The 12,609-nt window shown below is 70.5% G+C and carries 9 protein-coding genes; 4 read left to right on the top strand and 5 right to left on the bottom strand.

Features of this window, described 5'->3' with window-relative positions; all coding sequences use genetic code 11:
* Nucleotides 1-39 precede the first annotated feature (39 nt).
* From J8M51_RS01440 to J8M51_RS01425, 4 genes are all read right to left on the bottom strand, one after another.
* Nucleotides 40-846, bottom strand: a complete 807-nt coding sequence (locus J8M51_RS01440; RefSeq protein WP_317852971.1) for an amino acid ABC transporter ATP-binding protein — start codon at nt 844-846, stop codon at nt 40-42.
* Nucleotides 843-1,859: an amino acid ABC transporter permease gene (locus J8M51_RS01435; RefSeq protein WP_086759799.1), complete on the bottom strand. Its 1,017-nt coding sequence runs from the start codon at nt 1,857-1,859 to the stop codon at nt 843-845. Before J8M51_RS01435 ends, J8M51_RS01440 begins: the two co-directional genes overlap by 4 nt.
* Nucleotides 1,856-2,803, bottom strand: coding sequence for a transporter substrate-binding domain-containing protein (locus J8M51_RS01430; RefSeq protein WP_179203301.1), 948 nt, complete (start codon nt 2,801-2,803; stop codon nt 1,856-1,858). The genes J8M51_RS01435 and J8M51_RS01430 overlap by 4 nt, the downstream gene beginning before the upstream one ends.
* Nucleotides 2,804-3,074: 271 nt before the next feature.
* Nucleotides 3,075-3,743 (bottom strand): GntR family transcriptional regulator, encoded by a 669-nt coding sequence (locus tag J8M51_RS01425; RefSeq protein ID WP_086759803.1) that lies wholly within the window; start codon nt 3,741-3,743, stop codon nt 3,075-3,077.
* Between the two features lie 186 nt (nt 3,744-3,929).
* Between J8M51_RS01425 and J8M51_RS01420 the strand changes: the two genes are divergently transcribed.
* From J8M51_RS01420 to J8M51_RS01405, 4 genes are all read left to right on the top strand, one after another.
* Nucleotides 3,930-5,300, top strand: a complete 1,371-nt coding sequence (locus J8M51_RS01420) for an MFS transporter (RefSeq protein WP_086759805.1) — start codon at nt 3,930-3,932, stop codon at nt 5,298-5,300.
* A gap of 101 nt (nt 5,301-5,401) precedes the next feature.
* Entirely contained in the window at nt 5,402-6,790 is a 1,389-nt protein-coding gene (locus J8M51_RS01415; protein WP_267298908.1) for an FAD-dependent oxidoreductase, read from the top strand.
* A 157-nt stretch (nt 6,791-6,947) separates the two neighbouring features.
* Nucleotides 6,948-7,847: a 4-hydroxy-tetrahydrodipicolinate synthase gene (gene dapA / locus J8M51_RS01410; protein ID WP_086758650.1), complete on the top strand. Its 900-nt coding sequence runs from the start codon at nt 6,948-6,950 to the stop codon at nt 7,845-7,847.
* A 25-nt stretch (nt 7,848-7,872) separates the two neighbouring features.
* Nucleotides 7,873-9,384 carry an aminobutyraldehyde dehydrogenase gene (locus J8M51_RS01405; protein ID WP_086758652.1) on the top strand — a complete coding sequence of 504 codons (1,512 nt, stop codon included), beginning with the start codon at nt 7,873-7,875 and terminating at the stop codon, nt 9,382-9,384.
* Nucleotides 9,385-9,419: 35 nt separating this feature from the next.
* Here the strand turns inward: J8M51_RS01405 and J8M51_RS01400 are convergent, their stop codons facing one another.
* Entirely contained in the window at nt 9,420-12,278 is a 2,859-nt protein-coding gene (locus tag J8M51_RS01400; protein ID WP_086758654.1) for an FG-GAP-like repeat-containing protein, read from the bottom strand.
* Nucleotides 12,279-12,609: the final 331 nt, after the last annotated feature.

The raw sequence follows: 12,609 nt of genomic DNA, 5'->3' as shown, positions 1-12,609 counted from the left end.
TACCGGTGCCCCACGATCAGCCGTCGCGACGGTCCGCCGTCACAGGATGCTGTCGATGAAGGCACGGGTCGCCTCGTGGACGGGGGCGTCGATGACCTGGGACGGCGGGCCCTTCTCGACGAGCCGGCCCTCGGACATGAAGACCACCTCGTCGGCGACGCCCCGGGCGAAGCCGATCTCATGGGTGACCACCATCATCGTCATCCCGCTGGTGGCCAGCCGTTTCATGACGTTGAGCACCTCACCCACCAGTTCGGGGTCCAGGGCGGAGGTCGGCTCGTCGAAGAGCATGACGCTGGGCTTCATGACCAGGGCACGCGCGATCGCCACCCGCTGCTGCTGGCCGCCGGACAGCGTGCCCGGGTAGACGTCCGCCTTGTGGTCCATGCCGACCTCCTCCAGCGCCCGCATCGCGTCCGCGACGGCCTCGGCCCTGTTCACGCCCTTGACGCGACGAGGTGCCTCGATGAGGTTCTCCAGCACGGTCATGTGCGGAAAGAGGTTGTAGGCCTGGAAGACCATGCCCGTCCTGGTGCGCTGCTTCGCGATCGCCGACGGCGGCAGCTCGTGCAGCTTGTCGCCCTTGACGCGGTGACCGACCACCTCGCCGTCCACGACGACCGTGCCTCTGGACGGCCGTTCGAGGTGGTTGACGCACCGGAGCATGGTGCTCTTGCCCGAGCCGGACCGCCCGAGGATGACGACCACCTGGCCGCGGTGCACCTCCAGGTCGACGCCCTTGAGCACCTCGACCGGTCCGAAGCTCTTGTGGAGGTCGATGATCCGGACGAGGGGACCGGTCATCGAGGGGTCGCTGCCGCCGGGCGCGGATACGGGTGCGCTCATGGGATCTTCACCTGTCCGTTCGTTGGGCCGGAGTCGGGTCGTCGCGCCGGTGCCGGGGAATCGGTCGACCGGGACCGCCGTGACACCCGGGAGCCGAGCGAGCGGAGCCTCGCGAGCCCGCCGGGCCGGTGCGCGCCGACATGGACACCGCGGCCGTAGTGACGCTCGATGTGTCCCTGGGCGTAGGACAGCACGGTGGTGCACACCAGGTACCAGAGCGAGATCACGACGAGCAGCGGGATCGTGCGGAAGTTCTGCGAGTAGATCAGCTGAGCCGAGTACAGCAGGTCCGCGAGGGCGATGATGCTGACCAGCGAGGAGTGCTTGAGCATGCCGATGACCTGATTGCCGGTGGGCGGGACGATCACCCGCAGGGCCTGCGGCAGGACCACCCGGTAGAACGTCAGCCACCGGTTCATCCCGAGCGCCACGGCCGCCTCGCTCTGGTGCCGGGGCACCGAGAGCAGACCGCCGCGCACGATCTCGGCCATGTAGGCCGACTCGTTGAGGGTCAGACCGATGATGGCGACGGCCCACAGGTTCAGCACGCTGTTGGTGGACGCGCCGATGATCTCGGGCCCGCCGAACGGCACGCCCAGGGACAGGCGGGGGTAGAGGGCCGAGAGGTTGAACCAGAAGATCAGCTGGACGAGGAGCGGTGTGCCGCGGAAGAACCACAGATACGCGCCCGACAGCGACGACAGCACCCGGTTCTCCGACATCCGGCAGGCGGCCAGCACGATGCCGAGGACGATGCCGAGCGTCATGGACACCGCGGTGAGGATCAGGGTGGTGCGCAGCCCGGCCATGATCTCGGGGTGGAACAGGTACTCCCTGACGACCGGCCACTCGAAGTTGTCGTTGGTCAGGGCGGATTGGCCCAGACTCGCGGCGGCGACGAGCACGACCAGGGCGGAGAGGGCCCGGCCGGGGTGGCGCATGCGGACGAGGTCCGTGGGCGGGGTGGCCGACGCGTCCACCCGGGTCGAGTCGGGGGCGGTGGCCGCCTTCATCCGTTGCTCCCCGTGGAGCCGTCGGCGGCGGACGAAAGAATCTCGGCCTTCTTGATCAGCCCCTGCCCGGCGTTGAACTCGTCGAGGACCTCCTGCAGTTCACCGTTGCCGATCAGGTGGTCGGTGGCCGCCCGCACCGCCTCGGCGAACTGTTCGGTGTCGTCGTGGCGGCCCAGCACCAGACCGGTCTTGTACTTGGGGGCCCACGGCAGCTCGACCAGCTTGAACTGGTTCTTGGTCTGGCTCATCACATAGGCGACCTGGCTCGCGCTGCTCACCGCCGCGTCGACCCGGCCGCCCTGCAGAGCGAGGTTCACATTGGCCTGCGAGTCGAAGGTCTTGACGGTGATCACGGCCTTGCCCGCGCTCTCGCACTTCTTGGCGAGCTTCCCGGCCAGGGCCGCCTCGGCGGAGCCGAGGGACGCCGCCAGCGTGTGACCGCAGAGGTCCGTCTCGCTGTCCGCGCTGGTGATCCTGCTTCCGGTCGGCACCATGAGGGCGTCGCTCGACGAGTGGTTGGTCACGAACGTGACGGTCGCCGTGCGCTCGGGTGTCGCATAGATCTCCCCGGTCGCGGCGTCGTAGCGGCCTGCCTGGAGGCCCGCGATGATGCCGTTGAACGGCGCGATCTTGATCTTGACCTTGAGCCCCAGCACGGCGGCGATCCGGCGCGCGTTCTCGACGTCCCAGCCGGTGGGCGTCGCGCCGTCGGCCGGCTCGATCACCGCGGGCAGATAGGTGGCGGCGGCGATCGTCAACGTCCCTTTCTCCGCTATCGACTTGGGGACCAGGGCGGCGATCGAGTCGACCTTCTCCGATGCCGCGTCCGCCGCGGTGGTGGTGGACGAGGCGGTGGTCGCCGACGACCCGCAGGCCGCCGTCGCGCCGATCAGGACGACGGATCCGACGATCGCCCCGAGACGGACCGGACGTGCGTCGCGCATACGCTCCATGACTCTCCCTGTGGCTGAAATGCCTGGCTGCATGCCTGAGCGGAGGAATCCCGACATAGGCCCTGTTTCCGGAAGACTCAGGGGTCGGTGATGGCAGGTAACTTCGCACCTTCGCGATGGTCTGACAAGATGTGATCACAGATCTTTTTTGTTCGGCTGTCTGTGCCACGCCCTCTGACCTGGGAAAACGGAACGGTCACAATTTCGACGCGTCCGACGGGGAAGCCGATCCCGGTGAAGCGGCGAGCGGTGACCGCCGTGGCTAGCGCGCGACCAGCTGTGCCTTGATCCGGTCGGTGGCGTTGGCCAGCGACTCGTTGGTGATGGCCGCCGCGGCCGCGGCGTCGTGGGCGTACGCGGCCTTGACCAGATCCTCCTGGAACCGCCACAGCGAGTCGTCGCCGGGGACGTCGAGAGTCGCCCGGGCGCCGACGATCTTGTAGGCGCGGCAGTGCTCCCAGAGGGTCCGGATGGTGTTCAGCAGCACGGGGTTGCCGGCCGCCTCGTAGAGGACGGTGAGCAGGGCCTCGTCGTGGTCGAGGTACGGGACGACGGCGCCTTCGGCGATCGCGGTGCGCATCTGCTCGAACTCCGCGCCCATGCGCGCGGCGTCCGCCTCGCTGATCCGTGCGGCGCCGCGCTGGGCGGCCTCGATCTCCAGGACCCGGCGGGTGTCGTAGATGTGGAGCAGCTCGGCGAGGTTCTGGCCCTTGACCACCGAGCCCTTGTGCGGGACCCGCTCGGCGAAGCCGGCCTCCTCCAGGCGCCGGATGGCCTCCCGCACCGGCATCACGCTGGTGCCGACCTCGGCGGCCAGATCGCGGATGCGCAGCCGGTAGCCGGCCGGGTACTCGCCGCTCGTGATCGCCTCGTGCAGCACCGCGTAGACCTGGTCGGTCAGAGAGGCCGACGGCTCGAGACGTTTGGACATACGCACGACTGAATCATAAACAGCCTGGTCGGGGGGAGAGATTGGGCCATGCTCACCCCGGTCCGCCACGCTGACTTCACTCCGACCCATTGTGTGATCTGTGATCACATCTTATGGTGACGGGCAATCCCATCCGGACCGGATCACCCCCGCAGGCGGGTCCGGGCATCGCTCCCGGAGGCTGTGATGAGCGAGACCGCAGGAAACAGGCTCGACGACGCACCCCTGACGCGCTTCCACAGGAAGCTGGCGCTGTACTCCTCGGGAGGACCGTTCCTCGACGGCTACGTCCTGAGTGTCATCGGCGTCGCCATGGTCCAGATCACCCCGCGGCTCGACCTGTCCGACTCCGCCCAGGGCCTCATCGGCGCGTCCGCCCTCATCGGCATCTTCCTCGGCGCGTTCGCGGGCGGCTGGCTGACCGACCGGTTCGGCCGCCAACTCCTCTACACGATCGACCTGATCGCCATCATCGTCTGCTCCGTCGCCCAGTTCTGGGCCACCGACCCGGTCTGGCTGTTCGTCCTGCGGCTCCTCATCGGCGTGGCCGTCGGCGCGGACTACCCCATCGCCACCTCCCTGCTCGCCGAGTTCACCCCGCGCCGCCACCGCGGTCCGCTCCTCGGCGGACTGGTCGTCATGTGGTTCGTCGGCGCCGCCACGGCGTACATCACCGGCGAGATCATGCTGTCCTCGCTCGGCGACGACGCCTGGCGGTGGATGCTCGCCAGTGCCGCGCTGCCCGCCACGATCATCGTCCTCCTGCGCCACGGCACCCCGGAGTCCCCGCGCTGGCTGGCCAACAAGGGCCGCACCGCAGAGGCCGAGGCCGTCCTCCAACAGGTCTACGGCCCCGACGTGACCATCGCCGACCTGCCGGGCGAGGCGGAAGAGCGCGAGAACGTCGACCTCAAGGCGATCCTGCGCTCCGGCTACGGCGGACGGATGCTCTACATCTCCGTCTTCTGGACCTGTTCGATCATCCCGCTCTTCGCCATCTACGCCTTCGGCCCCAAGATCCTGGACGCGCTCGGCCTGGAGGGCGGTCTCGCCAACATCGGCGAGGCGATGATCACCGTGATGTTCCTCATCGGCTGCGTGGTCGCCCTGTTCTGTGTGAACAGAGTGGGCCGCCGCCCCCTGGTGATCCACAGCTTCCTCTGGTCGGGGCTTGCCCTGCTCCTGCTCGGCATCTTCCCCGACGCGCCCTCGGCCGTGATCATGACGCTGTTCGCGCTGTACGCGGTGATCATCGGCGGCACCCAGATCCTGCAATGGGTCTACCCGAACGAACTGTTCCCCACCGAGGTACGCGGCTCCGCGGTGGGCCTCGCCTCCTCCGCCAGCCGGATCGGCGCCGCCGTCGGGACCTATCTCGTCCCCATGGCCCTGACCGGCTGGGGCGTCGGCGGCACCATGCTCGCGGCCGCCGCCATCAGCCTCGTCGGCGCCGTCGTCTCCGTCCGGTGGGCGCCCGAGACACGCGGTCTGGCGCTGCACGAGGCCGCCGCACTGACACCCAGGACCGCGCCCGCCGGCCGTTCCGCGGGCGCCTGACCCACCACGGCCCCGGCCATCGAACCGGCCGGCCCGCCCCGAACCCTCGCGCGGTGAACCGCGAGACCCCACCCCGACCCGCGACCGCGCAGGAGGACTTGATGAAAGACGTAGTGATCGTCGGAGGCGGCATAGCGGGCCTCGCCGCCGGCTGGCGCCTGCGGCACTGGGACACCCTCCTCCTCGAATCCGAGGGGCGGATCGGCGGACGCGTCCGCTCCGAGCGCCGCGGACCGTACTGGCTCAACTGGGGCGGCCACGTCTACGCCGGCGGGAACTCCGCGACGTCCTGGCTCCTGGACAACGCCGGGGTCGACGCGATCCCGGTGCCCGGCTCCCTCGCCGGACTCTCCATGAACGGCAAGCTGCTGCTCAAGGGCCGGGTGGAGACCTACCCGTTCCGCATCCCCATGCCCATGTCGGCCCGTGTCGGCATGGTCAGGGCGGGCGCCAAGGTCGCGCTCCAGGTGGCCCGCTACGCCCGTATCGTCCAGCGACGGCACGGCGAGACCGAGGCCCAGCGCCAGCAGCGGATCTACGGCTTCATGAACGACCGTTCCTTCAAGGACTTCATCGGTGACCTGCCCGAGGACGCCGAGGCCCTGTTCAAACCGACGGTGACCCGCTCGGCCGCCGACATCGACCAGCTGTCGGCGGGTGCGGGCGTCGGCTACTTCAGTCTGGTGTGGAACATCGGCGCCGGCCTCTCGCAGAGCATCCTCGGCGGCCCGTCCACCCTCACCGAGAGCATCGCCGCCGCCCTGGCGGACCGGGTGCGGCTCCACGCCACGGTCGACGAGATCGTGCAGAAGACCGGCTCCGTCGTGGTCCGTTACCGGCAGGACGGCGTCGCGCGGGAGGTCGAGGCGCGCTGCGTGGTCCTGGCCACGCCCGCGACCGTCAGCCACCGCGTCGCCGTCGACCTCGACCGCGACGTCCGCGAGGCCCTGTCGAAGATCGAGTACGGCCCCTACGTCAGCGCGGCGTTCCTCAGCGACGAGACCGGACGCCAGGTCTGGGACGGCGCCTACGGCATCGCGACGCCCAAGCGCTCCTTCAACGTCGCGCTGAACATGTCGAACGTGGTGCACGGCTACGAGGCGGAGCGCCGGCCCGGCAGCAGCATCATGACGTTCTCGCCGGGCAGCCTCGCCCGCGAACTGCTGGACCACGACGACGCCGAGATCCGCCGGATCTACCTCGACGACCTGGACCAGGTCCTCCCCGGCTTCGCCTCCCATGTCGTCGAGGCCGAGGTCCAGCGCTGGCCCACCGGCGCCCCGTACTGCTTCCCCGGCCGCGGCGGGCTGCAGCAGACACTGACCCGGCGCACCGGCCGGGTCCTCCTGGCCGGCGACTACCTCGGCACCCTCTACACCGAGACCGCGATCCAGTCCGGCCTGTCCGCCGCGCAGGAGGCCCGCAGCCTGCTGGCCACCGACCGGCAGTCCACCCCGCGCGGCCTGGCACCGGTCGGCGCCGCGTCCTAGACGGCCGGCTTTCCCGTACGTCCGACCCCGCCGCCCCGCCGCCCCGCCGCCCCGCCGCCCCGCCGCCCCGCCGACCCCGCCGCCCCGCCGCCCCGCCGCCCCTGCGTCCAGCCCCGGCGGACGCCCGCCCGCTGCTTCACCTGAGGAGACCCCAGACATGTCGTCACAGCTCAGCGGTGTCCTGACCGCACTCGCCTCACCGTTCGCGCCGGACGGACAACTCGACGAGAAGACACTGCGCCGCCTGGTCGACCGCAGCATCGACGGCGGGGTCGACGGCGTCGTCGCCTGCGGATCCACGGGGGAGTTCGCGGCGATGAGCGCGTCGGAACGGCGCCGGGTGGTCGAGACCGTCGTCGACCAGGCCGCCGGACGGGTGCCGGTCATCGCGCAGACCGGCGCGGTCAGCACCGGGGAGGCGATCGAACTCTCCCGCCACGCGCAGGACGCCGGGGCCTCGGTCCTGATGGTGGTCACCCCGTACTACGAGCCGCTGACCCTCGACGAGACCCTGCACTACCTGCGCACCGTCGCCGACGCCGTCGACCTGCCGATCATGCTCTACAACCTGCCCGGGGCCACCGGCGTCAACCTCTCCCCGGAGACCGTCGGACGACTCGCCCGCGAGGTCGACAACATCCGGTACATCAAGGACACCAGCGCCGACATGGCCCAGGCCGGACAGCTGATCCACCGCTACGGGGACGTCATCTCCACCTTCGTCGGCTGGGACAGCCTGCTGCTGCAGGCGATCTCCGAGGGAGCCGCCGGTGTCATGGCCGGCACGGCCAACGTGATGCCGGCCCAACTCGTCTCGATCCACCGCGCGTTGCGCGCCGGAGACCTCGCCCGCGCGCGGGCCGAATGGGCACGGATCTATCCGCTGATGGACGCGATCATGTCCGCCCCGTTCATCCCGGCGGTCAAGGCGGCCCTGAACGCGGCCGGCATCCCCGTAGGCGAACCCCGCGAACCGCTGCTCGGACTGGACCCCGACACCACCGCCAGGATCACCGCCCTGGTCGAGCGACTGCCCCAGCCGACCGCGGCGAACTGACGACACCACGCGCAAGGAGCCGACCATGAGCACCGCAGCCGACCCGACGACACCCACGGTACGACGCGCGGCGGACGCACCCCCGCTGATCACCGAGGCCGACCTGCCTCCGGCCCGGCACTTCATCGACGGGACGTTCGTCGAGCCGTCGACCGACCGTGTCATCGACGTGATCGACCCCAGCACGGAGAACGTCGTCGCCCGCATCCCGGAAGGCACCGCCGAGGACGCCGACCGGGCCGTCGCCGCCGCCCTCGCCGCCAAGGAGGCCTGGGCACGGCGGGTCCCGAAGGACCGCTCGGAGGTGCTGCACGCCCTCGCCGACCGGGTGGCCGAGCACACCGACCTCCTCGTCCGGCTGGAGTCGGCCAACACCGGGAAGCCGCTCGCGGTGTCCCGGGACGACGTCGCCATGACCGTCGACACCTTCCGCTTCATGGCCGGCGCGGTGCGCGCGACCACCTCCCTGGCCGCCGGTGACTACGCCGAGGACCACCTCTCGGTCATCCTGCGCGAACCCCTCGGCGTGATCGGCGTGATCACCCCGTGGAACTACCCCCTGCTGATGGCGGCCTGGAAGATCGCGCCGATCCTCGCCGCGGGCAACACCGTGGTCCTCAAGCCGTCCGAGCAGACCCCGCTGACCACCCTCAAGTTCGCCGAACTCGTCGCCGACCTCCTGCCGCCCGGCGTACTGAACGTGGTCACCGGACACGGCACGCCCGTCGGCGCCCGGCTCGCCGAGCACCCCGAGGTGAACATGGTCGCCCTGACCGGCTCGGTGCCCAGTGGCCGCGCCGTCGCCCGTGCCGCCGCCGCCACCCTCAAGCGTGTGCACCTCGAACTGGGCGGCAAGGCCCCGGTCGTGATCTTCCCGGACGCCGACATCGAGGCCGCCGCGTCGTCGCTGCGCACCGCCGGTTTCTGGAACTCGGGCCAGGAGTGCGGGGCCGCCTGCCGCGTCCTCGTCCACGCGTCGGTCGCCGAGCGGTTCGTGGAGCGACTCGTCGCCGAGGTCCGCTCCCTGGTCGTCGGTGAGCCGGCGTCCGGGGAGGACGTCGAGGTCGGCCCGATGGTCTCCCGGGCCCACTTCGACCGTGTCACCGGCTGTCTGGAGCGGGCGCGGAGCGAAGGCGCCCGTGTGGCGACCGGCGGAGGAGCCCTCCACGGGCCCGGGTACTTCGTGGCCCCGACCGTCCTGGCCGACGTCCCCGCCGGCGCCGAGATCACGCGCGAGGAGGTCTTCGGCCCGGTGATCTCGGTCGAGACCTTCACGGACGAGGACGAAGCGGTACGGCGGGCCAACGAGGTCCCCCTCGGCCTGTCGGCGTCGGTGTGGACCGAGAACGCCCGTCGCAGCCACGACATCGCCGCGCGCCTCGACTTCGGCACCGTCTGGGTCAACTCGCACCTCGTCCTGGCCGGCGAGGTCCCCTGGGGCGGCTTCAAGGGCTCCGGCTACGGCCGGGACCTGTCCGTCTACGCGCTGGACGACTACTCGCGCACCAAGCACGTCATGCACAACCACGGGCGCTGATCCGGCCGGGCCGGATCAGCGCCCGCGGGGTCGGGTCAGAAGGTGTAGACGCCTCCGTTCAGGAGGGCGGGGGTCGTCCCGGCGACGGGGGAGAGGACGGTGAGCGTCCTGGCGGTGCCGGAGACGTGCCCGGCGCCGTCGCCGGGCCACCAGCGGGCGGCGCCGGAGGAGTCGACGGCCGCGAAGTCGGTGTGGCCGTCGGAGTCCACGTCGCCCGTGAAGAAGCGGCTGTACGCGGCGAAGGAGGTGCCGGACGCCAGCTGCTGGGCGGCGCCCAGACCGCCGTTGCCGTTGCCCTTCCACCACCACAGGGTGCCGCCCGAGTCGACGGCGGCGACATCGGTCCTGCCGTCGTCGTCGAAGTCGCCGGTGGGGACGCCGGAGTAGCCGGCGAAGGCCGTGCCGGACACCAGGTTCTGCCGGGCACCGAAGGTACGGTCGCCGTTTCCGGGCCACCACCACAGGCTGCCGTCGAAGCCGAGGCCGACGATGTCCGTGAGGCCGTCGGCGTTGAAGTCGCCGCCGGAGACCGCCTTGACGCTGCTGAACGAGGTGCCGGACATCAGGACGGCGGGTGCGGACAGGGTGCCGTCGCCCTGGCCCAGCCAGAAGTTCAGCCGGCCCTGGTCGTCGATGGCGATGAGGTCGCCGAGGCCGTCGTTGTTGAAGTCGCCGCGGGCCGGGTGGAAGGACGAGCCGAAGGTGCCGCCGATCAGCGTGCGGTTCTCCAGATGCCGTTCGCCGGTGGTCGCGTCACCGAAGCCCGCGAAGTACCAGAGGTTGCCGTCACTCGCACGGTTGAGGACATCCAACTGGCCGTCGCCGTCGGTGTCGTCCCAGGAACGGGTGTCGGCCTCGCCGGTCTCGAAGGGAAGGTGGAGCAGTCGGCCGGTACCGGAGTACGTGTCCGAGGCTGCCGCGGCGGAGATCTCCTGGGCGCTCAGGGCCCGGTCGTAGAGCACCACGCTGTCCAGCGAACCCGAGAAGGGCTGTGCGCCGTCCAGCCGGTTGCCGACCTGGAGCGGCTGGGGGCGGGCCGGGGAGACGGCGCCGCTCGGCGCGGTGTCGGTGTCGACCTCGGTGCCGTCGATCCACAGGCTCAGCTCCTGGCCGCTGCGGACGAGGGCCACGTGGTGCCAGGCGTTGTCGTTGTAGCTCGACGTGGAGGTCAGATTCCTGCTGCCGGACGCCGTGGTGGCGTTGGCCACGATCCGGTTGTTCTCGGGTTCCGCCCGGATCCACAGCTGCGGCAGCCCCGCGCCGACGCCGAAGCCCCAGAGGATGCTCCGCAGCCCGGTGGTGGAGTTGTACTTGAAGTCGGCGGCGGCCGTGAAGTCCCCGCTGAGACTGGCGTACGCCGGGCTCGGCGCGACGTCGACGAAACCGGCGGAGGTGTCCGGGCTCAGCGTCAGCGCGCGGCCGAACCTGCCGTCGGTCAGCCGTGCCCTGCCGCGCAGGACGGCCGCGTTGCCCCCGGCGGTGTCCGGCGTACGGGCGCCGGTCACCGGGCCGGGGAGCGCGGTCTGGCCGGCGGAGACGTTGGTGAAGCGGACCGAGGTGTGGTCGTACACGTTGTCGGGGTCCGTCTTCGGGGCGGGCCCTGCCTCGTAGATCACTCCGAGACCGCCGGACGTGGTGCGGGTGATGTCGGAGTAGCCTGCGCCCCCTCTGGTGATGGCCAGGCCCTGGGCGGGTGTCTGCCAGGTGACGCCGTCGTCGAAGGAGGAGCGGAGCCTGAGGGTGCCCTGCCGTGCCGGATGCGCGGTGTCGCGGGAGACGGGCTCGGTGATCACCAGCTGGTTGAAGCTGTCACCGCGCGGGACGCTGTTGAGAGACAGCACCGGGGCGAAGACCCGCGCGCCGGGGAGGTTGGCCGCGGTCGCCGGTTCCCAACTCGCGCCGCCGTCCGTGCTGATGGCCTTGTTGCGGTTGACGCCCGAGGAGGCATCGCTGTCGGCGTTGGTGACGTTCTGGTTGTTGCGGGAGGTCATGTAGAGGTGCCCGTTGGACAGTTGCGCGATGCTGGGCTCGCCGACGTATCTATCGGTGTTGGGGGTGATCTTGCCCCGCTGCCAGCTCTGTCCGTGGTTGTCGCTGTAGATGGCGGAGGCGTGGTGGATGCCGGCGTCCACCCAATCCCCGCCGGCGTCCACACGGCCGTTCTGGTACGCGGGCGCCAGCAGCCGGCCGTCGGCGACGGCCGGGGTCGGACGCAGTTGGATGCCGTGCCCCGGGCCGGGCAGGAAGAAGCGGACGCCCTGCTGCTCGCCGTCGGGCTGGTTGCTCTGCGCCGGGTTCACCTGGCTGGTGATGTCCGTCCGGCCGCCCCAGGTTCTGCCGTCGTCGTGGCTGTACATGGCGAACGTCTGGATACGGTTCGGCTTGCCGTCCGGGCCGTTGATCGTCCCGTTGGTGAGGAGCCGCACGCTGTAGAGCAGCACCACCTGGCCCTCGACGGCACCCGTGGCCGGATTCTTGTAGGTGGCGTCGACGATCGGTGTGGGCTGGGCGTTGATGGCAGGCACGCCCAGGTTCGCGGGGTCGCTGGACAGACTGCGGGCGATGATCTGCGGGGAGGTCCAGGTGGCGCCGCCGTCCGTCGACGTCCGGCTCACGATGTCCATCTCCAGTTTGTCATCGCATGTCGCGCTCATCCGTGCCTCGGCGAAGGCGATCAGCGTCCCGTTGCCGGTGCTGACCAGCGAGGGGACGCGGAAGCAGGTGTAGGTCCGGCCGCCGATGGTGGTGTTCGAGGTGAACAGGGTGGACTGGCTGGGCAGTTGGGGTGGCTGGGCCGTGATGACGGGCGCTGCGGTCGCGGGTGCCGGTGACACCAGTGCGACGCCGGCTACCAGCGGCAGCAGCAGAGCCCTGACGACGGCGGAGAGATTCATGGGAGGACGCTATGACGTTCTCACATGACGCTTCAACGAAATAGCGTCCGGCCGTGAGGCGAACGGAGGCTCTCCGCCGCGCGGGCCACGAGCTCCGGTGGTGGCGGACGGTCCGTGGGGCCTGCCGTCGCGGCACGGACCGGGTGTTCATCGGACGTGGACGCGGCCTCGGGTGGTCGTTTCCCGTTTTGCCGGTCGGCTGCCGGTTGTTGCCGGTCGCGAGGTGGTGCGACGGTTCGACGGGGGCCGATCGCGCAGGTCGGAGGGGTCGGTCAGGTGGTGGGGCGGATACAGCGGGAGTTCCGCGTTTCCGCGGGGCCGCTTCCTGGGC

Origin of the sequence: Streptomyces griseiscabiei, assembly GCF_020010925.1 — a bacterium.
Classification (GTDB): Bacteria; Actinomycetota; Actinomycetes; order Streptomycetales; family Streptomycetaceae; genus Streptomyces; species Streptomyces griseiscabiei.
Note: the sequence above shows the minus strand (reverse complement) of the source record. Positions and strands in the feature narration are given on the sequence as shown.

Coding starts and splice junctions, on each gene's coding strand:
- J8M51_RS01440 (WP_317852971.1), bottom strand. CDS start 846: ATGAGCGCACCCGTATCCGCGCCCGGCGGCAGCGACCCCTCGATGACC.
- J8M51_RS01435 (WP_086759799.1), bottom strand. CDS start 1,859: ATGAAGGCGGCCACCGCCCCCGACTCGACCCGGGTGGACGCGTCGGCC.
- J8M51_RS01430 (WP_179203301.1), bottom strand. CDS start 2,803: ATGCGCGACGCACGTCCGGTCCGTCTCGGGGCGATCGTCGGATCCGTC.
- J8M51_RS01425 (WP_086759803.1), bottom strand. CDS start 3,743: ATGTCCAAACGTCTCGAGCCGTCGGCCTCTCTGACCGACCAGGTCTAC.
- J8M51_RS01420 (WP_086759805.1), top strand. CDS start 3,930: ATGAGCGAGACCGCAGGAAACAGGCTCGACGACGCACCCCTGACGCGC.
- J8M51_RS01415 (WP_267298908.1), top strand. CDS start 5,402: ATGAAAGACGTAGTGATCGTCGGAGGCGGCATAGCGGGCCTCGCCGCC.
- dapA (WP_086758650.1), top strand. CDS start 6,948: ATGTCGTCACAGCTCAGCGGTGTCCTGACCGCACTCGCCTCACCGTTC.
- J8M51_RS01405 (WP_086758652.1), top strand. CDS start 7,873: ATGAGCACCGCAGCCGACCCGACGACACCCACGGTACGACGCGCGGCG.
- J8M51_RS01400 (WP_086758654.1), bottom strand. CDS start 12,278: ATGAATCTCTCCGCCGTCGTCAGGGCTCTGCTGCTGCCGCTGGTAGCC.